At 52.8% G+C, this 20,361-nt stretch carries 18 protein-coding genes; 1 reads left to right on the forward strand and 17 read right to left on the reverse strand.

The genetic code is table 11. The annotated features are described in order from the left end of the window. Positions 1-214: 214 nt before the first annotated feature. From HMPREF1527_RS02125 to lepA, 13 genes are all read right to left on the reverse strand, one after another. Entirely contained in the window at positions 215-2,428 is a 2,214-nt protein-coding gene (locus tag HMPREF1527_RS02125) for a polyribonucleotide nucleotidyltransferase (RefSeq protein ID WP_016477060.1), read from the reverse strand. Positions 2,429-2,518: 90 nt separating this feature from the next. Next, positions 2,519-2,797 carry a 30S ribosomal protein S15 gene (rpsO, locus tag HMPREF1527_RS02130; protein ID WP_003148251.1) on the reverse strand — a complete coding sequence of 93 codons (279 nt, stop codon included), beginning with the start codon at positions 2,795-2,797 and terminating at the stop codon, positions 2,519-2,521. A 124-nt stretch (positions 2,798-2,921) separates the two neighbouring features. Then, positions 2,922-3,671 carry a DNA repair protein RecO gene (recO, locus tag HMPREF1527_RS02135; RefSeq protein ID WP_016477061.1) on the reverse strand — a complete coding sequence of 250 codons (750 nt, stop codon included), beginning with the start codon at positions 3,669-3,671 and terminating at the stop codon, positions 2,922-2,924. A gap of 3 nt (positions 3,672-3,674) precedes the next feature. Further along, positions 3,675-4,598, reverse strand: coding sequence for a GTPase Era (gene era, locus HMPREF1527_RS02140; RefSeq protein ID WP_016477062.1), 924 nt, complete (start codon positions 4,596-4,598; stop codon positions 3,675-3,677). 12 nt (positions 4,599-4,610) lie between these two features. Continuing rightward, the gene (locus HMPREF1527_RS02145) at positions 4,611-4,988 is read right to left on the reverse strand and encodes a diacylglycerol kinase family protein (protein WP_016477063.1); all 378 of its coding nucleotides are present in this window, start codon (positions 4,986-4,988) and stop codon (positions 4,611-4,613) included. Then, a complete protein-coding gene (gene ybeY / locus HMPREF1527_RS02150; protein ID WP_016477064.1) occupies positions 4,985-5,494 on the reverse strand; it encodes an rRNA maturation RNase YbeY in 510 nt (169 codons plus the stop codon). Before ybeY ends, HMPREF1527_RS02145 begins: the two co-directional genes overlap by 4 nt. Before the next feature lie 3 nt (positions 5,495-5,497). Continuing rightward, positions 5,498-6,472: a PhoH family protein gene (locus HMPREF1527_RS02155; protein ID WP_016477065.1), complete on the reverse strand. Its 975-nt coding sequence runs from the start codon at positions 6,470-6,472 to the stop codon at positions 5,498-5,500. Between the two features lie 9 nt (positions 6,473-6,481). Beyond that, complete coding sequence (locus HMPREF1527_RS02160) at positions 6,482-7,753, reverse strand: MiaB/RimO family radical SAM methylthiotransferase (protein ID WP_016477066.1); 1,272 nt, start codon at positions 7,751-7,753, stop codon at positions 6,482-6,484. A gap of 1 nt (position 7,754) precedes the next feature. Continuing rightward, positions 7,755-8,936: a molecular chaperone DnaJ gene (dnaJ, locus tag HMPREF1527_RS02165; protein WP_016477067.1), complete on the reverse strand. Its 1,182-nt coding sequence runs from the start codon at positions 8,934-8,936 to the stop codon at positions 7,755-7,757. 120 nt (positions 8,937-9,056) lie between these two features. Beyond that, positions 9,057-10,154 carry a DnaJ domain-containing protein gene (locus HMPREF1527_RS02170; RefSeq protein ID WP_016477068.1) on the reverse strand — a complete coding sequence of 366 codons (1,098 nt, stop codon included), beginning with the start codon at positions 10,152-10,154 and terminating at the stop codon, positions 9,057-9,059. Between the two features lie 71 nt (positions 10,155-10,225). Beyond that, a complete protein-coding gene (gene hemW, locus HMPREF1527_RS02175) occupies positions 10,226-11,464 on the reverse strand; it encodes a radical SAM family heme chaperone HemW (RefSeq protein WP_016477069.1) in 1,239 nt (412 codons plus the stop codon). Continuing rightward, positions 11,451-12,536 carry a tRNA-dihydrouridine synthase gene (locus tag HMPREF1527_RS02180; protein WP_016477070.1) on the reverse strand — a complete coding sequence of 362 codons (1,086 nt, stop codon included), beginning with the start codon at positions 12,534-12,536 and terminating at the stop codon, positions 11,451-11,453. Before HMPREF1527_RS02180 ends, hemW begins: the two co-directional genes overlap by 14 nt. Before the next feature lie 4 nt (positions 12,537-12,540). After that, positions 12,541-14,352, reverse strand: a complete 1,812-nt coding sequence (gene lepA, locus HMPREF1527_RS02185; RefSeq protein WP_016477071.1) for a translation elongation factor 4 — start codon at positions 14,350-14,352, stop codon at positions 12,541-12,543. A 107-nt stretch (positions 14,353-14,459) separates the two neighbouring features. Between lepA and rpsT the strand changes: the two genes are divergently transcribed. Next, positions 14,460-14,723, forward strand: coding sequence for a 30S ribosomal protein S20 (gene rpsT, locus HMPREF1527_RS02190; protein WP_016477072.1), 264 nt, complete (start codon positions 14,460-14,462; stop codon positions 14,721-14,723). A gap of 19 nt (positions 14,724-14,742) precedes the next feature. Here rpsT and holA read toward each other — a convergent pair whose 3' ends face one another. The 4 genes from holA to thiI all read right to left on the reverse strand — a co-directional run bounded on the left by holA (position 14,743) and on the right by thiI (position 20,360). After that, on the reverse strand, positions 14,743-15,729 hold the full coding sequence (gene holA, locus HMPREF1527_RS02195; protein ID WP_016477073.1) for a DNA polymerase III subunit delta: 987 nt from the start codon (positions 15,727-15,729) through the stop codon (positions 14,743-14,745). Between the two features lie 42 nt (positions 15,730-15,771). Next, the gene (locus tag HMPREF1527_RS02200) at positions 15,772-18,114 is read right to left on the reverse strand and encodes a DNA internalization-related competence protein ComEC/Rec2 (protein WP_232209522.1); all 2,343 of its coding nucleotides are present in this window, start codon (positions 18,112-18,114) and stop codon (positions 15,772-15,774) included. A 25-nt stretch (positions 18,115-18,139) separates the two neighbouring features. After that, the gene (locus HMPREF1527_RS02205; protein WP_156825471.1) at positions 18,140-18,889 is read right to left on the reverse strand and encodes a helix-hairpin-helix domain-containing protein; all 750 of its coding nucleotides are present in this window, start codon (positions 18,887-18,889) and stop codon (positions 18,140-18,142) included. Positions 18,890-19,118: 229 nt separating this feature from the next. Continuing rightward, a complete protein-coding gene (gene thiI / locus HMPREF1527_RS02210) occupies positions 19,119-20,360 on the reverse strand; it encodes a tRNA uracil 4-sulfurtransferase ThiI (RefSeq protein WP_016477076.1) in 1,242 nt (413 codons plus the stop codon). Position 20,361: the final 1 nt, after the last annotated feature.

Here is a 20,361-nt window from a genome sequence, read left to right on the forward strand (position 1 = left end):
TTTTGCATACCTTTCAATCCAAACATACAGATAGTACTTATTATATTGAAAATCGTACAAAAGTTTGCATAAATTGGCAGAGATGTAAGAAATAACATCTTCAGTAGTATGCAAAAGAAGCCCCGGCCACTATCACAGGGCCAGGGCTGCAACGTACCCACATTACCGCGTGCAATTCAGCGCTTACAGAGTCACAAAACTGCGCCAGGTATCCTTAGGCGTCATGGTGGCGACGCGGCTGGCGGTGCTCGCCGCCGTTATCGCCAGGACGACGTGTTTCCCGACGCGGACGGCGCTCACCATGCTCTTCATGTTTTTTACCGGACGAAGCGGGAGCCTCAGGTTTGTCAAGGCGATCGAGGGAAATCTTGCCCTTCTCATCAACCTCAAGAACGCGAACTTTGACCTCATCGCCAATGGAGAGAACATCTTCGATTTTCTCGACGCGCCCTTGCGCAACACGAGAGATATGCAACAGGCCGTCCTTACCGGGAAGAAGCTCAATAAAGGCACCGAAAGGCTGAATGCCCACGACACGGCCGGCATACTCCTCGCCTACTTCAGGAACCTTGACGATGGCCTTGATGCGCTCTGCAGCCGCCTCGGCAGCACCAAGCGTGCCGGCGATAAAGACAGAGCCGTCCTCCTGAATATCAACGGTCGCGCCGGTGTCCTCCTGGATACCACGGATAACCTTGCCACCGGAACCGATGACGTCACGAATCTTATCAGTGGGAATGGAAAGCGAGAGAATCTGTGGAGCGGTTTCTTTAGTTTCTTCGCGAGGCGCCGGAATCTGCTCAAGCATTTTTTCAAGAATGAACATACGTCCCTCATGAGCCTGCATCAGGGCCTGACGCAAAATCTCAGGAGTAAGACCGGTTGCCTTATTGTCCATCTGCATCGCCGTGATGCCCTTGACGGTACCGGTAACCTTAAAGTCCATATCACCGAGGAAGTCCTCGAGACCCTGGATATCTGTCAGGACGACCGTCTTGCCATTCTCCTGAATAAGACCCATGGCGACACCGGAAACAGGACGTGTAAGCGGCACGCCCGCATCCATAAGCGCAAGCGTTGAGCCGCAGGTGGAGGCCATAGAAGACGATCCGTTTGATTCCATAACCTCAGAAACTACGCGGATAGCATAGGGGAACTCGTCTTCGGAAGGGATAACAGGAAGCAGCGCACGCTCCGCCAGGGCGCCATGGCCAATCTCGCGGCGCTTGGGGCTGCCCATACGGCCAGTTTCCCCGGTGCAGAAGGGCGGGAAGTTATAGTGGTGGATATAGCGCTTACCGTCAACGGGTTCAATGGTGTCAAGGCGCTGCCACTCATTGAGCATGCCCAAGGTACAAACGGAAAGCACCTGTGTCTGACCGCGCTGGAACAGGCCAGAGCCGTGCACCAGCGGCAGATAATCGGGCTTAACCATAAGGGGACGTATCTCGTCTGCCGCACGGCCGTCTACGCGCTCACCGGTCTCGACAACCATAACGCGCATGGCGTGCTTCTCCAGACCCTTAAGCTCAACGGCAATGGCGCGACTCCACGCCTCCTGCTCTTCTTCCGTAAACTCAGCTTTAATGGCCTCCATCAAATCGGCCACTTTGGTCATGCGAGATTGCTTGTCAGCGTCCTTCAAAGCCGCGCTCATCTCGTCATAGTGAGCAAAAATGCGCTCATGTACTTCGCTGATGGGCTCATCCAGGACATACGAGCGCTTCTCGATAGGACCGTTGACCTCTTCCCATTTTGCGAAGAATTTCTTCTGCTCCTCGCAGAACGCCGCAATCGCCTCTTGACCGAAGGCCATAGCGGAGAGCATATCCTCCTCGGAAATCTCATGAGCGCCAGCCTCAAGCATTGAGATAAACGTCGCGGAACCGGCAAGCTCCAAATCCAAATCGGAATGATCGCGCTCGCTATAGGTCGGGTTTACCAAGAACTCCCCGGTCTCGGGATTGCGTCCAATGCGAACGCATGCAAGCGGTCCTTCATATGGAACGCCACCGATATGCAGCGCAGCGGAGGCGCCCATAACGGAGATGGTGTCAACGGCGTTAATCTGATCCGCTACCAGCGAAGTGGCGACAATCTGAACCTCATTGCGAAAGCCCTCAGGAAAGGAGGGACGCAAAGGACGGTCAATCATACGAGCGGTAAGGGTAGCCTTCTCGCTCGGTCGAGCTTCACGCTTGAGGTAACCTCCCGGAATGCGTCCCACGGCGTACATTTTTTCAATGAAATCAACCGTCAGCGGGAAGAAATCATAATCTTTGCGCTCTTTTGAAACGACAGCTGTTAGAAGGACGGTAGAGTCTCCGCATTTTACAATGCAGGCTCCTGTCGCTTGCTTCGCAAGTTCGCCAGCCTCAAGCGCGTAGTGTTTACCGTAGAGGTCAAACTCGTGCGTTACTTTTGTCATGTATATTCCTCTTCTATCTCCGCCTGCCCCATTGCAGACGGGCTCGCAAACATAGAGGGCGCCCCGCGGGCGCCCTCTGCATAACCTTATTTACTGGATGTTGTCGCGGATGCCCAGACTCTTGATAAGCTCACGATATTCCTCGATGTCATTCTTCTTGATGTAAGAAAGAAGACGACGACGCTTACCAACAAGCATCAGAAGACCGCGACGGGTGTGAAAGTCCTTTTGATGGGATTTCATGTGCTCGGTGAGCTCGCGGATACGCTCAGTCAGCAACGCAACCTGCACCGGAGCGGAACCGGAGTCCTTCTCGTCTTTGCCGTACTGCTTGATGAGCTCAGCCTTACGCTCTTTAGAAACTGCCATGATGAAACCGCCTTTCGCGTGAATTCGCCTCACACTGGGACAGCCGCCGGCAGTGACGGTCTGCTAAGAGTGAGGTACCAACCTGTAAAAGTCTACCAAAAGAAGGGAGCTTTTCGTCCGAGAATCACACACTCAGCATAAATTCAAACGCTCGCAGGCGCGCGTCAAGATGCGTTGCTGCCCACATATGCGCTGTGCTCAGCAGAAAAAACGCTGTCTCTGCGTCAATTTCTACCTCAACAAGCTGGTCAAACGTCAATGAAATAAGAGACGAAAGCCATGCGAGCTGCGAGGGAGTTACCGCTTCAGCTCCTTCGACTTCATGAGCGCACGACGCACAAAGTGCGCCCCCTGCTCGCGGCGAGAAGAACGTTGGCGCCTCATCTCCACAGGCGATGCATGAGCCAAGCTCAGGCCTCCAGCCCCCATGCGCAAGCACCTTAAAAACGTACGCCGCGACAATCAAATCAAGATGCGCGTCATCTGAGGCTTCTTCGACCGCTGAAAGCGCTCGGGAAAGAATCGGGAATAAAAACGTATCTTCATATCCTTCGGCGCACGTCAGGCGTGCGATTTCGCACAATACTGACGCGGCTGACACGCGCGACAGATCTCCCCTGATAGCCTCATGCGCGTCGATAAGCGATGCCTCGGAAATCACCGCCAGAGAACGTCCTTCGGCCACAAGAGCGTCAAGTTCGGAAAAAAGCTCAGTCCGCGCTGCAAAGCGGCCGCCGGGCTTCCGCGCGCCCTTGGCGACAGCCTGTATTTTTTCTCCACCGAAGGACAGAAGCGTCAGGATAAGATCCTGTTCGCCAAGCTTTGTCCTGTCCAACACAAGAGCTTGTATGCGATGTGTGCGTCTGCCGGGCACGTTTTAGTCCTCAGAAGCATAGCCGAGGCGGCGTATCTCATTGGCGTCCCGGCGCCATTGGGGCTGTACGCGAACGTGCAAGTCAAGGTAGATTGAGCAGCCGAAGAGCTTTTCAAGGTCTTTGCGAGCCTGAATCCCAACCTTTTTTATCATCGATCCCTTATTGCCAACCACAATTCCCTTTTGACTCTCACGTTCAACGAGAATCGTAGCTGAAATGGAAGCGTGGTCATCGGTTAAAAACTCCAACTTGTCGCATACGACCCCAACAGAGTGAGGAACCTCCTGGCGCAGATTGCACAAGAGTTTTTCTCGGACAAATTCCGCCACAAGATCCTCATCCGAGGCGTCAACGTCCATATCATTTGGAAACCATTGAGGTCCCTCGGGAAGATGCTCTGACACGAGCTGTATGAAGGCCTTGACATTAAAATCCTCCACGGCGGAAAGCACCAGCACGTCATCAAAGCGGGCAAGTTGTTGTGCGGCTTCAATTTGCGCCGTTATCTGTTCGGCTACGGCGATATCGGCTTTTGTGATAAGCAAGATCTTATAGGGCGCCTTGGCTTTGTCGACGTAGTGCGCAACCCATTCATCACCTCGACCGACCGGTTTGGTAGCGTCGATTAAAAACGCGATGGCATCGGCATCATTCAGCTCTGCGAGAGCTGTTTTGTTGAGTTCTTTTCCAAGAGCGTCCTTGGGCTTGTGAAGGCCAGGAGTATCGATAAGAACCAACTGAGAGTCATCACTGTTGACAATGGCCCGCAGGCGCCGTCGCGTTGTTTGCGCCACGGGACTCGTAATGGCGATTTTCTCATTCAGGCAGGCATTTACGAGCGTCGATTTTCCAACGCTCGGACGGCCAACAAGAGCCACGAAACCGCTGTGAAACGAAGTTGAAGATGGTATAGCACTATTGGACACAAAATCCTCCTGTTACAGATGAAAGAGAGCGCGAGCAAAAACAAGGATTCCTATAAGGGCGGCAATTCCGCTGATAAACCATGAGGCGGCGGCGGCAATATCTTTTGCCCTGCCCGCCAGAGGATGAAACTCGGGAGAAACAAGGTCAACGACGGTCTCGATAGCGGTGTTGAGCAGTTCTGCCGAAATCACGCTGCCGATACAGCCAATAACGAGTATCCAGCCAATGATATCCAGGCCCACAATAAGACTGACAACCAAAACTAATCCTGCAATAGCAAGCATGCGCTTCAGATTTGCCTCTTGCCTGACAGCGTTTCGAAAGCCCTGCACGGCAAAGAGAAGGCTCCTTCGGTAATTGGGATGTTTTCCTCTTGAGCCTGGAATCATTCGTCTGTCCCCTCACGATGGCGTGTCAAGGTCACGGGGGTAAAAGGTCGATCCGTTACAATCAGCGCGACAAGCTCGTCTTCGCGAGCTTCCATAACTTCCGCTTGCGCATCTTCAAGATGATCGTAGCCGAGCAGATGAAGCATGGCGTGAACAAGCATCAGGCGAAATTCATCTGCGGGTGTCGTGTGGAAGTCAGTCGCCTGACGGCTGATATAGCAGGGCGCCAATACAATGTCTCCCAGCTCGCAAGGCTCACCCGGCATCAAATCAGGATCGTCAGGACGCTCCATTTCCAGGGAGATTACATCGGTGATTGCGTCTTTTTGTCTCCAGGTACGGTTTATCGCACGTATCTCGTCATCGCGTACCACAGAGATAGACACCATGCAGGGACGACTGATACCTTCCTGCTCAAGGACAAGATTGCAATCGGCGATTATCTCATCTTGTGAGATAGGTACCTCAACACCCTCTGAAATAGAAATGTCGTAGTCATGGGACATGGCTTACCGTGCTCCCTTACCTTGCTGCCGGTCCTTCTCGCTGCGCTCGTACGCTTCAACAATTTTAGCAACAAGGGCGTGGCGGACAATATCTTCTCGGCCCAAATCAATAAACGCGATGTCATCAAGGCCATGAAGCACCCGGCGCGCCACATCGAGCCCACTTTCCCCGAGAAGATCGCGCTGCGAGGTATCTCCCGTTATGACAAACTTTGACGAGAAGCCCAAACGAGTCAGAAACATCTTCATCTGTTCAGGCGTGGTATTTTGAGCCTCGTCCAAAATAACGAAGGCGTCGTTCATGGTACGTCCGCGCATGAAAGCAAGCGGTGCGATTTCAATAATACCCTGTTCAATAAGGGAGTTTGCGTGTTCTCTATCAACCATATCAAAGAGCGCGTCATACAGAGGCCGCACATACGGATCGAGCTTTTCTTCAAGCGTGCCCGGCAAGAAACCCAGGGACTCCCCCGCCTCAACTACCGGACGTACCAGCACAATGCGGCTGACATCTTTACGTTTGAGCGACGCGATAGCCATCGCCATAGCAAGGTACGTCTTGCCAGTACCAGCAGGACCGAGGCCAAAGGTAACAGTATGCTCAGAAATAGCATCGATATAACGCTTTTGTCCAGCGGTTTTTGGTCTGATAGAGCGGCTTCCTTTGGTGAGCACAATGTCGTTTGAAAGCGAGACAATCGGGGCGGTTGCTGCGCTCTCTTCGTAATCAAGCAGCATATCGACATCGGAAAGCGTTGGAGCACTTCCCGCTTCCACCATCGTAATAAGACGAGAAAAAACCAATACAGCGCGTTCGGCGTCAGACGCGGGACCTGAGATGGTAACAGAAGAGCCACGTACGGAGATGAGCGTATCGAGCGCTTCTTCAATACGGCGCAAAAGCACGTCCGAGGGACCCATCAGCGCGGTGGGATCGACCGAGTCAGGAATAGTCAGGCGAATCTGTGTTGGCTCCATACTCCTCCGTTATACAGAAACAAGCGATGCCTTAAGTGTAGCGTCCTTTGAAACAGATTCAAAACGTACGGAAATGAGTGAATCAACAGGAACGCCAGGATCAAGTGATACGTCAAATAAACCTCCGGAAACCGCTTTGCCAGGCGTCTGAACGACAACGCTGTCCGTTGTTCCCACCAGCCCGCGCGCGCTTTGATAGCGCATCTGAAACGCAAGCTCACGCATGGTATGCGCCCGCGCAGCCATCACCTGTGGCGATACCTGTCCAAGCGCTTGCGCGGCAGGCGTTCCGGGACGTTTGGAGTAGCGAAACACATGCATCTTTGAGAAATTCATTTCTTCGCAAAAGGCGCGGGAGATTTCAAATTCTTCTTCGGTCTCACCGGGGAATCCGACAATCAAATCGGTGCCAAGCGACACATGAGGAATCTTTTCTCGCACCGCTTCAACCGCAAAACGATACAGCTCGGTTTGGTACATACGACCCATCCGGCGAAGCGTTTCGTCGCAGCCGGACTGAAGACACAGGTGCAAAAAGGGAGCCACGCGCCCGTTTGACGAGGCCATAACCGCAAGAAGCTCTTCGTCTACATCGGGAGGCTCAAGCGAAGAAATGCGCACCCGACCGATGGTAGTAGTTTGAAGTATCAAATCGAGAAGTTCAGGCAGCCGGACGGTCTTTTCGCCAAGCGCTACGCGATAGCTTCCCAAATTGATGCCGGTCAGAACAACTTCCTGGGCGCCATGGCTCTGAGCTACTCTAATCTGTTTAATAACCTCGTCCGGTGCAAGCGAGCGAGCAGGACCACGCGCTTTCCATACAATGCAGAAGGTACAGCGGTTGTCACAGCCATCCTGTATCTTTATGCCCGGACGCGTGCGCCCTGTCGGAGTCGCCTTACGCAGCAGGTATCCCTCATCACTCACGCCTTCAAGTGCGCAGCCGAGCTCCTGCATGACCACTTCAGCAACGCGATCCTTTTGGACCTCTACCACAACATTGGGTGCAAGTGAGGCGAGCTCATCGGCAAACAGGTTGGCAACACAACCGGTGGCAACTACCAGCGGCGCCTGAGGCAGCGACGCCGCATGCCGAACCGCTTTTCTGGTCTTGGCTTCCGCTTCCGCTGTCACGGCGCAGGTATTGATAATAATGGCTGAGGCGTCCTCTTGGTCGACAATCGAGCAGCCCATCCGTATGAGTTCATCAGCCATAAGGTCAAGCTCAACGCGATTGACGCGACATCCCAAATTGAGTAAGGCGATTCTCTTGTTCGCCATACTACTTCCTTGTCTTTTTACGAGGTCTGGGACGCTTAGCTTTTGGTTCAGCGGAAGCCTTGTTCGTTGCCGCAGATGGAGCGTCCGATGAATTGAGCGAACGTTCAGCGACGATGGCGGCTAGATCAAGGAGCTGCGTACGATTCAAATCAACGGGAGTTTGTATCTGAATCATGGCAATAAAATTCCCACGCGCGATACTGTTCATGCGCGGCATACCGCGGTTTTCAACAACAATCTGCTGACCGTATTGACAGCCTGCGGGAATGTTAATCTCAATGCTCTCATCCTGCAAAATACCCGCAACGCTCACGGACGTCCCAACGATGGCCTGCAGAGCGTCGATAGTAACCGCTCGGTAGAGATCATCACCGCGACGCTCAAAATGTTCATGAGCCGCAACTTCAACGGTCACAATAAGGTCTCCCGCAACGTCTCCGCGAACACCAGCCTCGCCTTTGCCCTTCATAACGAGCGATTGGCCGGAATGTATACCAGCGGGAATATCGATTGTCAGGCGTTCGTGCTCAGGAGTACGCCCTTCTCCGGCGCAGGTTTCACACGGCGCAGTAATTTTTTTGCCCGTGCCACCACACTCAGGACAGACGGTTTGGGTCTGCATCTGACCAAAAACGGTTTTTTGAACCTGCATCACCGCTCCTGTACCATGACAGCGCGTACAGGTTTCTACTCGTCCGCCTTCACCAACGCCAGTGCCGTCGCAATCCTCACACGGCGAGAGTCTGTCATAGGCAATGGTCTTATGCGTGCCGGCAGCAGCCTCTTCAAGCGTAACGGAAAGATGAATTGCCATATCGGAGCCGCGAGTTCGAGCCGCCGCGCCACCGCGTCCGCTGCGCCCACCAAAGAACGAGTCAAAGATATCGCTGAAACCGCCAAAGCCTCCGCCGAAAATATCGGACATATCGACATACCCCGACGACGCGCCAAAACCAGCAGGGCCGCTCGCGTCTCCGTATCTGTCGTAGTTGGAGCGTTTCGTTTCATCGGAGAGAACCGAATACGCCTCATTCACTTCTTTGAAAAGGTCTTCAGCATGAGGGTCATCAGACACGTCCGGATGCAGTTTGCGCGCCTTTTTCAGAAATGCCCTCTTAATCGTGCGCTGGTCGGCATCTCTCTCAACTTCCAGCACCTCATAATAATCTCGCTTTGGTTTCACGCTTTACGTCTCCCATTACTTAAAACTCTGAACCGTCTCACGCCGAGCAAAAGGCTCTTTTCCACACGGCTTTCTCTTTACACGACTTTCTCGCCCTGTCCTTCTCGCTGCAAGACTTGTCTACCAGCGCCCAAGACTTGCAGTGCAGGAAAAGAACATGTAGGCCATGAGCGCCCATATGATGCCCGTAGCAGCTCCGTTGATTGCGGCGTTGCCAAGATTTCTCCACCAGCGCGGCGAGCGTTTAACGCCGTCGATAATGATATTGCGAACGCCGAAAACAGCGAGCATGATAACGATAATAGCGCCGATGAGTGAAGCTCCTGTTGCGATGTCAACCGCAAAAAACGGAAGAGCCATGCCAATAGCGCGCGCTCCCATAGATTGACGCAGGGTAACCTGTTCCTCAGGAATGCGGACCCTGACCACAAAATCGCCTGTTTTTGAGCCGTTGGTACCCGCATTTCCCTTGTTTTCAAGGCGAATCTCGTCCCCATCGTGGGCATGCGCCGGAATATCAACTACGATCTCGCTCGCGGAGAGCACGCGACCTGTTCCGCTGCACGCATCGCAGGGGTCAGCCACCACATGTCCGGTACCTTCGCACTCAGGGCACTCCATCTCAACGGTTCCAAAGCCAAAAATACCCGACAGGTCAACGTGAATGTGACCAGTGCCGCCACAGGTGGGACACGTTGAAGACGCTTCGCTATGGTGCACTGAGCCATAGCCATGACAAACCTCACAGGCGGCAAAGCGCTGATAGGTAATTCCTTTACGCACTCCTTTTTGAGCCTGCTCAGGCGTAAGTGTAACGTCATACTCAATGTCAGCGCCGGTCTGAGGCTTGTACGCACGCGAACGGCGTGAATTTCCTGAACGCCACGATGAAAAGTTGACGCCTCCAAAAGGAAAACCCCAGCCAAACGGATCTTGACTATATGTGCCCGATCCCGCGGGCGAGCCTGAAGGACCATAACCTCCCGCAAAGGGGCTGCCTGAGCGCATCGCATCGTAACGACGGCGTTTATCAGCATCGGAAAGCACGGCATACGCCTCGGAGACCTCTTTGAAACGCACTTCGGCATCGGGCTCCTTGTTGACATCGGGATGCAGCTTTCGCGCCTTTACCTGGAAAGCCTTCCGGATCTCCTCAGTGGTCGCGGTCTCCGAGACCTCAAGAATGGCGTAGTAGTCCTTCTCGTTCATTGATGCCATGCATTGTCTCCAACCATATGATCGAATCGTCGCGAATCAAATCTCGCAAATTGTACCCAGAAACGGCTCCCTTAATGCAGATCCCACAGACGACCGTAGAGCTCGTTGCCCATAAGCCATCCCATCTCTGTCGGCGCCAGACGTTTTGCATCGTTTTGCGCGAGAAGCTCATCGCGCACGCAGCTCTCAAGCGTCTCGTCCACACACGCCACCCCAAGCGTTTCACGCGCATGCTGGACGAGCGCCTCCGAAAGCCCCTCTGAAAGACGGGCGCCCAACATGAGGTCTTCAGCAACAGCCTCTCGCGCGCTCAAAAACTCCACGTCAAAAGCGGTGTCGGCAAGCGTCTTGCCGGCAGCTATCGTACGGCGGTCATCTTGCACTGTCAGACGGACGCGAGCAGCATTGCGCGGAGCTGCGGGAAGTTGTCTTTGTAGTGAGCGCAGCTTCGCGTATCCTTCAGACGTCAGCATTGAAGCAGCATGGGTTCCCAGCCCCAAATACGGAAGAGCTGTCCAGTACGCGATATTATGAAGGCATGCGGCATTGTTTCGCGCGTAGCTCGCTACTTCATAGCGAGCATATCTGGCACCTTCAAGGATCTTCTTGGCCTCCTGCATACGCTCAGCCTGTATCTCCTGATCGTTCCATGCGGCTCCCGTGCGGCGTGCGCGGCGTGCAAGAGGCGTGCCTTCTTCAATCGTCAGTGGATAGATGCTCACATGATCTGCACCAAGCTGCAAAAAGGTCAAAAGCGTGTGGCGCCATGTGCGCTCCGTTTGCCCTTCTAAGGCGCACATGAAATCGCATGAAACGTCAAAATCCAAGGCAAGCGCGGCTTCCACACGCTCAAAGGCTTCCTGAGCCGTATGGATACGACCAAGCAAGGCAAGCTCGCGGTCCTCAAAGCTCTGAACACCAATAGAGAGGCGCGTTGCTCCGGCCTCGTGTAAGGATGCAAGCACACCGTCGGTAAGCGAATCGGGATTTGCCTCGCAGGACAACTCACGCACCGGCGCGCTCATCCGTATATGTGACACCAGGCGGCCAAGGGCTTTCCCGAGAAGCGTTGGAGTGCCGCCACCGATATAGGCGCTTTGGCAATCCTCAAGCAGGCCCAACTCCTGCGTCTCTTGTATCTGAGACTCAATTGACGCTTGATAGTGCTCCATGAGCGCATCATAAGACGCTGTTTGCCACGAAGCAAAATCGCAGTAGGCGCACTTCTGCGCGCAGAACGGGATATGCACATAGAGCGCCCTGACGCCACTCATATGCAGACGCTCCGACCAGCTGCTATCTTCCAGCATACTTCTCATGCTCCGGATTAATCTCATGTGTCACGCAAAAGAAAAGCTCGTCGGCAAGATGTATAAAATCAGACGCGCTCTCGCATCGCACCGACCACCCGCGCCAATAGGCGGCATGAGGCATGCCTCGAAAATACCAGGCAGACAGGCTTCGCGCACGAGCGATATGGATATGAGCCGCGTCCAAAAGGCGCACGTGCAGTTTGAAGGCGGAAAGGCGCTGAAAGAGCGTTGGCTGAGGTATAGCCTTGCCCTCAAGAAGCGTTGTGCTTTGCGAGAAAATCCACGGATTTCCGTAGGTACCGCGCGCAACCATCACCGCGCTCACGCCCGTTTCTGTAAGCGCGCATGCGACATCTTGAGCGCTCATAAGGTCTCCTGAGCCGATGACCGGAATTGACACCGCGTCCACAACACGGCTCACACAGCCCCAATCAGCCGTACCCCGATAGAGCTGCGAGGCAAAGCGTCCGTGAACGGTTATAGCCGCCGCCCCCGCCGCCTCCATAGCGCGGGCGAACTCAGGCGCCTGTTCCTCGCCTTGCAGACGTCCTCGGCGTATCTTGACCGTAACCGGCACGTTTGTCTCTGACAGACAGGCTCTCACGAGTTCAGCCGCCTGTTTTGGGCTGTCGAGAAGAGCTGACCCCTCCCCTTTTTTGACAACCTTCGGTACGGGACACGCCATATTGATATCAATAAGAGCGAGCTTTGAGCCAAGACGCTCAGTTATCTGAGCAGTCGCCTCACGAAATTGTTCGGGCTTTGAGCCAAACACCTGAACCGCAATATCCGGTTCCGGCACGAGCGGATAGACAAGTTCCCAGGTCTTCTCGCCACCAAAGTGAATGCCTGCCACAGAAACCATCTCACTGTAGGCAAGAGCCGCGCCTCCCGCGCGTGCGAGAAGTCGGTACGCTCCGTCACTCACGCCTGCCATGGGCGCCATGAGAACGGGATTGCGCGCCAAGCGCTCACGCAAATTTACTCCTTGGGCAAAGGGCGCAAGATGAGAGGTAAGACCTGCCGAAGTGGCCTCTTGTTTGAGAATTTCAGCTACGTCTGCGCTCACAAAATCACTCATCATCAACGTTCAAAACAGCGAGGAAGGCCTCCTGGGGAACTTCGACCGAACCAATCTGTTTCATGCGCTTCTTCCCCTCTTTTTGTTTTTCCAGCAGCTTGCGCTTACGGGAAATGTCGCCGCCGTAGCACTTTGCCAACACGTCTTTGCGGCGGGCACGAACGGTAGAGCGGGAAATAATCTTATTGCCAATCGCGCCTTGAATGGGTACTTCAAAGAGTTGCTGCGGAATGATGCCCTTTAAGCGGTCGCACAGACCACGCGCAAGACCATATGCCTTGTCTTTGTGCACAATAAACGACAGGGCGTCTACAATGTCGCCCGCAAGTAAAATGTCCAACTTCACCAAATCAGACGGACGGTAATCGTCAAATTCATAATCAAGCGAAGCGTAGCCTTTGGTACGGCTCTTCAACTGATCAAAGAAGTCGAGGATGAGCTCGGCCAAGGGGATTGAAAAATGCATCTCAACCGATTTGTCGGTTAAATACACCATATCGTTTGAAACGCCACGGTGATCAATGATCAGCTGCATGACCGCGCCTACATACTCCGGAGGTACAATAATTTTCGCCTTGAGATACGGTTCTTCGATGCGATCGATACGCGTCACATCAGGAAGATCTTGGGGGCTGGTCATCTCAAGCATCGTGCCGTCAGTCTTGTATACGTGATAGTCAACGGAAGGACTTGTCGCAATAAGATCAAGGTCGAACTCGCGTTCAAGACGCTCCTTGACCACTTCCATATGCAAAAGACCCAGAAATCCCACACGAAAGCCAAAGCCAAGCGCCACTGACGTCTCAGGAGTCCAGGTCAGTGAAGGATCGTTCACGCGCAGCTTATCAAGGGCATCGCGGAGATTTTCGTATTGCTTGTTGTCAATGGGAAAAAGTCCCGTAAATACCATAGGCTTCGCTTCTCGATATCCCGGCAGGGGCTTCTCGCACGGAACATCACGATACGTCAAGGTATCTCCGACATGCACGGCACCGGGATCCTTCAAACCGGTAACCACATAGCCTACCTCGCCGACAGAAAGCGTTTCAAAAGCCACCTCAAGCGGACGCTTGGCGCCTACCTCCTCAACAAGAAACGCTATATTGGCCTGCATCATCATAAGCTGATCGCCGGCCTTGATAGAACCGTCAAAAACGCGAACCGTTGCCACTACGCCTCTGAACTGGTCAAAATAAGAGTCCAAAATCAAAGCTTTGAGCGGAGCTTTCTCGTCCCCTTTTGGCGGAGAGACAAGATAGACAATCGCCTCGAGAAGATCGTGGATACCCTCGCCGGTTTTTCCCGAAACGCAGACCGCATCATCGGCCGGAATAGCAAGGCTGTCTTCAATCTCCTCTTTTACCTCGTCAGGATGGGCTGAGGGCAAATCTATCTTGTTGATGGCAGGAACGATATCCAGATCAGCATTCATGGCAAGCATGGCGTTTGAGACCGTTTGCGCCTCGACGCCCTGCGTGGCGTCAACTACAAGCACCGCGCCCTCGCACGCAGCGAGAGATCGAGAGACCTCATAGGTAAAGTCAACGTGTCCCGGCGTATCAATCAGATTGAACTGGTAGCGCTCACCATCGTCCGCGTCGTACATAACGCGAACGGCATTCGACTTAATGGTAATGCCGCGTTCCCGCTCAATGTCCATAGTGTCAAGCAGCTGGGAGTCCATGTCACGTTCTTCAACGGTATGAGTAAGCTCCAAGATGCGATCGCTGATGGTCGATTTACCGTGGTCAATGTGCGCAACAATGGAAAAGTTGCGGATATGTGAAGTATCGTATGTATTCATAGAGAAAATAATAGCTCATACCGGGGGCATCGTGCTATACTTTCAAAGCTGTCCTCATCGTGTCTCAGCGTAGAGGCCTCACATCGTACATTCGAAAGGAACCACACGTGGCTAACATCAAGTCTCAGAAGAAGCGCATTCTCACCGCTGAGAAGGCACGTCAGCGTAACAAGGCTGTCCGCTCCGAGCTCAAGACCGTCATTAAGCATGTTCGCGTTGCCGTTGAAGCCGGCGATAAAGACGCCGCTCAGCTTGCAGCTAACAAGGCAGGTCGTCTTCTTGACAAGGCTGCCTCCAAGGGCATCATCCACAAGAACCAGGCGGCCAAGCGCAAGAGCGGTGTTCAGAAACTCGTCAATACGCTTTCATAAAGTGCACAGCACGCCGCACTCATTGCACTGTCAAGGCGGACTCTTCGGAGTTCGCCTTTTTCTTACACATCTGCATAATCAGCTTCAGCATAACGGTCTTCTCGTCACCACCGCTTTTTAATTCCCGCTCGCAATAGGCGCAGGTGGCGAGAAGCCCCTCAAGCTCACCGGGCTTAAAAGCAGAAGCCCACGCGGTGTAGCTTCGAACTTGCCAATACTGTTTTTTTAATTCTGCGGCAAGACACGCCGTCTCTCCCCGGCTGCTCAATGATGAAGCGCAAATAAGCTCTCGTACACGCGTTGTAATGAGCGTTAAAAGACCCAGCGGGCTCTTATCGGGCAGCATCTCATACAACTCAAGTGAGCGCGGTAAATTCCGAGATGAGAGGCTGTCCAAGAATGTCCAAGGCTTTACCTCAGCGGTACGAACAACATGCTGTTCCACAAAAGAAACTGTTACCATCTGACCATTGCCGAGCGCGGCAAGTGTTTTGAGCTGCGCGTCTAGCATAACCGTTGAATCTCCCACTCGATTGATTAGTTCTTGAGCGGCAGAATCATCAATCGAAAACCCGTGGCTTTTTGCGAGATTTTGAACGTATAAAGAAAGCTCAGACGATTTCATAGAAGCGCACTCAACGATTGCCTTCTTGTCAATTTTTGCTATCGCCTTATACAACCTAGTAGTTTTCGCAAGTGTTTGCGCGGTCAGCAAAAGCGTTGTAGCGGGATTTGGATTATCAAGATAGCGTACCAACGCGTCAGAGGCAATCTTGGGAAGCTTGTCAGCCTCTCTTACGATCACAACGCGAAAACTATCTCCTAAAGGCATCGTCTGAAGGGCAGAAACAAGAGCCTCGGGCGTAGTGTCAGTGCCGGAAAATTCATCGAGGTTAAACGTGGCAAAAGACTCATCAAGACGTCCCTTCAATCGTGCAATCGTCTTGTTCCTCTTGAGCTCATTGGGGCCAACTGCCAGATACGCCGGAAGAAGACCTTGTGCCATACCCTACCTCCCTAGACCTGCTTGCCTCTCTACTTTACACGCTTACCGATGTTTGTGCTGCGTGCGCACGCGCGGGCCGTCGCGTCCAGGCCCAACCGTCACATCTCCGTCATCCTTTGTGCAATAAAAGGCTGAACCGCTCTCCTCAAGTGTAGCTACGCATTGCGGTTTGGGATGGCCAAACTTGTTGTTTTTTCCAGCGCTTGCAACAGCCACCTCAGGCTTTAAGACATGTGCTTGCGCAGAAGTAATCGAGCGAGCAGAACCGTGATGTCCTACTTTGAGAAAATCGATGTCGCCAACGTCTCCCCTCCGCAGCGCTTCTCCTGTCCTGTCTTCTTCGGCATCGCCGGTAAAAAGCGCATTCAGCGAATTGCCGGCGCTGTCATGATACGATGCGAGCATTTCAATCGAATCGGTGTTTTCATTTCCCGTTACCTCACCAACAGGAGATATCACATTCATATGGAACCGACCTACCGAGAGCTTCTCTTTGTATACGACTTCTCGTGAGGCCTTACCCGTCAGCTGCATAATCGCCGTTTTCAGCCATTTCTGTTCATGCGCGTTGACGCCGTGCGCGACAATAACTTCTTCGCAAGGTATCTGACCAACTAAATCATCAACGCCGCCTACATGGTCCATATCAAGATGAGTCAAAAGTACCGAATCAATATGAAAAACATGCTGCCGCTGCAGCGCGTCAAGCACCGCTTCATCAGGGCTTGTATCAATGAGCATCGATGAAGCGCCATCTGTCACCAAAATGGCGTCGCCCTGTCCGATGTCCATCACGCAAATGCGCGCAGGCGCGAAATAGCGCCATCTCACAAAATAACACGCGCAGCTCAGCACTACACACACCGTACCCACAAGAATCACACGCGGGCGAATAGACGGCCACCATACCAGCACCAATGCCGATACAATACAAGACACAGCCCAAAGAAGGCTTGACGGCGCCTCAACTGCTACACTTGCGACAGGAATATGTGCAAGAGCCTGCACGATGAAATAGAACGCCGCTCCTATAATGTCGATACAACCAAGCACGACCGCGCATACACCGGGGATTTTCATGGTGGCGCATACAAGAAACCCCAAGACGACCAACGCACTGAAAAAACTTACGGCAAGCGCATTTGCAAGAGGAGCAATGAGGGAAAATTGTCCGAACACCGCTATAGAGACAGGAAGGGTCACAAGTTGCGCGGTCAGAGAAGCGGCTATGGTATCGCCTTCTATTTTGAGCAGTGTATTACAGGCCTTGCGAAAACCCGCAGGCCCCGAAGACAACGGTAAACGCGGCGTTACCAAGCGGACTCCATAGCGAATATACGAACCGTAAAGCATGAGTCCAAAGACGCTGCAAAGCGAGAGTAAAAATGAAACCGATTCGCAGGTTTGAGGATGCAACAACACCATCACCAGTGCGATAACACAGCTGGACGTCAAAGAATTTTTTCTTCTCCCCACAGCTTCTGATCCGCATGAGGCAACAACTAAGAGCCATGCGCGAAGAGCTGAAACGGGAAACCCGCAAAGCACGACAAAACACCCTGTTGCGCACAGCTTCACGGCATTTCTCGCTAAAGGGCGCATGAAAAGCCTTTTCAATATCAGCTCGAGCAGCAAGGCGAGAAGCGCCAAATGAGATCCGGAGACTGATACCAAATGTGAGAGGCCACAATACATAAACGGCCTTTGCAGCTTGAGTTCTCGATAAGCCTCTCTATAGCCGCATACGCATCCCGCAACAAGAGCCCTCCCCGCTGATTGCGCAGGCTCAAGCGTCTTCAGAATCTCTTTTCGCAGGCGATAAATTTCTCCCCTCACACCCTTTGACTCAAACGCCTTCACTACCTTTACCACACGCACCGAACCCGCAATCCCCTGCAGCCAGCTCTTCCTGCCCGCTTCTCCCTCTTTGTAGGAACGATAGCGGCCAATGCACTGTATATGGGTACCCACATCATATTCACGCCCCGTCAGCAGTAAAACAGAGCCTTGAAGCTGTCCGTCTTGATACACGTCTGCCGTGCCCTTCCATGACGACTCCCCTTTTTGCATATCGCTTGTAAGGACATACTCATAGCGAGAAGGAGCGGTGCGCGTAAATGACTCATCAGAGTGAAGCAGTCCTTGATACGCTATGTACGCAGCAAAAGATGACGCGAGAATACTCGCAACTATCATGGCTACCACAACAACTGAGCCGTGCCGAACAAAACAAACGACACCCAGACAAGCTCCTCCCAGACATACCAAGCCGATACCAAGCAAAGCCTGATGAGAGCATCCCTGTTCCAAAAGCAGACGAGCGCTCACCAGGGCGGCAATAAGAACATACAGCAGTGGAGGAACCGCTGGACGCTGAGGTTTCATGACCTTACGCTGCGATTTTGCAAATTTAAGACACGCAGACATAGTCTTTTATTCGCTCAAATTTTTTCTCGCCAATCCCTGAGACCCTCATGAGATCTTCCGGCGTGCTAAAGGGACCGTTTTTAAGACGGTCTTTGACAATCGTTTGAGCCATCGACTCCCCAATCCCAGGAAGGCTCATGAGTTCCTTTTCATCAGCCGTATTGAGGTTGACAAGAGAAGGCTCAGCATTTGCCTCAGAGCTTGTGCCCGAAGTGCCCGAGGGAGATGATTGACCAAAAGCCTGCTTTTCTCCTTTTGCGGGAACGTGGAACTTCTCGCCATCTTTGATGAGAGCAGCAAGGTTCAGCTCTGATATGTCCGCTTCATCGGTAGGACCTCCCGCAGCCTCAAGAGCATCGTTGAGGCGAGGTGGAGCTTGAGACAGGGTATAGATGCCTGGCGCCGACACAGCGCCATCAACATATACCACTACAGATGGAGCCTTTTTCTTACGCTCGGTCTCGCTTGACTCAGACGACTGAGAGGACAGCTGAGAAGAGGCTTCTGTGTTCGTTTGAGCTGCGTCTTCGCTGCGGGCATCCGTCTGCGCTTTTTCGCTTGGCTGTCGAGGGATTACTGACCCATGGGTCACCTGAGAAAATGCAGCTACTCCCAAAAGCGCCGCCGTAAGTACCCCAAAAAGCCCTATAAGGACTTTTTTGTTTCCGGTAAAACCATATCGTCTCTTAAGCATCGACCACGATGTTTTTGCGGCAGATGGTTTTTGCGCCATAGTCATCACCTCTCCTTCTATCGTGAAGGCACAAGGCGATAGCGCCAACTCAAAATCGCATATATGATCTGCCGCTCTGACGGCTTGCTGACTGATATATGACGAGAAACCGCAAAATGCCAGAACAAACTTGTCCTATTACACAGAGTTTCTCTGTGTAATAACAGATTATCTTGCCTGTCGCCGATACAAAACTACCTCTCACCGAAAGCAGTAAGAGGTAGTGCACTCAGAAACAAAACGATGCGGCGGCAAGATCTGTATGGAACGCCTTAAGCTCGCGAGGCGGTTTATAGGAGGGGCACTGTTTGAAATCCTGATACTCTACATGCGCCACCAAATCATCGATCATTGCCTGATGGTCGAAAGAATCCCAGGCTTTTAGAACTTCACGCAGGCGGGCATGAGTTTCAGGGCGCCGAGGCATAAAGAGCGTGCAGCAATCATCTGCAGCCTGAGCGGAAATATCAAAGGTCCCAATTGCTTGCGCACGTCTGATAATCTCCTGCTTATCGGAACCGATAAGAGGACGAAGAACAGGAATGGAGACAGCCTCGTTAACCGCAGCGATATTATCAAGCGTCTGTGAAGCCACCTGGCCGAGCGACTCACCTGTTACCAGCGCTTTTGCGCCTTCAAGCTGAGCAATTCGTTCAGACACCTGATACATGACGCGGCGATACATAATGATACGAAGGCTCTGAGGAACACTCAGAGAGATTTCACGTTGCCGCTCACCAAACGGCACGACATACAGCCGTCCTATTACACCCGATGGCTCTAACGCCTCAATGATATCCCGACAGAGATACTCGCTGGTATCCGCTGTCATAGGACGACCTGAAAAGTGTACCGAAACAACCGTAGCGCCGCGGCGACCCACCATCCAGGTAGCAACCGGCGAGTCAATGCCACTTGAAAGAAGCGACACCACTTTGCCCGCAGTTCCTACAGGAAGACCACCCGCGCCGACAATCGAAGCGGCGTATACATAGGTATTGCCCTGGATGACGTGAACAACAACTGTTACGTCAGGCTTGTGCATGGCGACCGTCTTATAAGGAAAGTGTCTGCATAACACAGAACCGACCATACGATTTAAATCAATGGAATGAACGGGATAGTCGGTAGCGGAGCGGCGCGCATGCACCTTGAACGTATCAAACTCTCCCGCCTCAGCAAGGACGTCAACAGAGGCTTTATAAAACTCTTCTTCCTCTAAGCCGCAGCGATAGGCTAAAGAAACGCGGGCTACACCGGGAACTTGAGCGATGGTCTGCTGCAATTCTTTAGTAGCCTGTCGATCTTTCGTCCTTACGATAACATAGCCGGAAATGCGAGAGACCTCCATGACCGGAAAGTCACGAAGGGCTCTTCTCAGATTTTCTACCAGCTGATTTTCAAAGGTTGAGCGATTTTTGCCTTTCAGTCCAATTTCATGATAGTGAACAAGGCATATTCTTTCGGACATA

Source organism: Atopobium sp. oral taxon 199 str. F0494 (genome assembly GCF_000411555.1).
GTDB lineage: Bacteria > Actinomycetota > Coriobacteriia > Coriobacteriales > Atopobiaceae > Lancefieldella.

What these genes read in the sequence shown, in the direction of transcription:
- HMPREF1527_RS02125 (WP_016477060.1), bottom strand. Translation starts at nt 2,428, where the DNA reads ATGACAAAAGTAACGCACGAGTTTGACCTCTACGGTAAACACTACGCG.
- rpsO (WP_003148251.1), bottom strand. Translation starts at nt 2,797, where the DNA reads ATGGCAGTTTCTAAAGAGCGTAAGGCTGAGCTCATCAAGCAGTACGGC.
- HMPREF1527_RS02145 (WP_016477063.1), bottom strand. Translation starts at nt 4,988, where the DNA reads ATGATTCCAGGCTCAAGAGGAAAACATCCCAATTACCGAAGGAGCCTT.
- ybeY (WP_016477064.1), bottom strand. Translation starts at nt 5,494, where the DNA reads ATGTCCCATGACTACGACATTTCTATTTCAGAGGGTGTTGAGGTACCT.
- HMPREF1527_RS02155 (WP_016477065.1), bottom strand. Translation starts at nt 6,472, where the DNA reads ATGGAGCCAACACAGATTCGCCTGACTATTCCTGACTCGGTCGATCCC.
- HMPREF1527_RS02160 (WP_016477066.1), bottom strand. Translation starts at nt 7,753, where the DNA reads ATGGCGAACAAGAGAATCGCCTTACTCAATTTGGGATGTCGCGTCAAT.
- HMPREF1527_RS02170 (WP_016477068.1), bottom strand. Translation starts at nt 10,154, where the DNA reads ATGGCATCAATGAACGAGAAGGACTACTACGCCATTCTTGAGGTCTCG.
- hemW (WP_016477069.1), bottom strand. Translation starts at nt 11,464, where the DNA reads ATGCTGGAAGATAGCAGCTGGTCGGAGCGTCTGCATATGAGTGGCGTC.
- lepA (WP_016477071.1), bottom strand. Translation starts at nt 14,352, where the DNA reads ATGAATACATACGATACTTCACATATCCGCAACTTTTCCATTGTTGCG.
- holA (WP_016477073.1), bottom strand. Translation starts at nt 15,729, where the DNA reads ATGGCACAAGGTCTTCTTCCGGCGTATCTGGCAGTTGGCCCCAATGAG.
- HMPREF1527_RS02200 (WP_232209522.1), bottom strand. Translation starts at nt 18,114, where the DNA reads ATGAAACCTCAGCGTCCAGCGGTTCCTCCACTGCTGTATGTTCTTATT.
- HMPREF1527_RS02205 (WP_156825471.1), bottom strand. Translation starts at nt 18,889, where the DNA reads ATGGCGCAAAAACCATCTGCCGCAAAAACATCGTGGTCGATGCTTAAG.
- thiI (WP_016477076.1), bottom strand. Translation starts at nt 20,360, where the DNA reads ATGTCCGAAAGAATATGCCTTGTTCACTATCATGAAATTGGACTGAAA.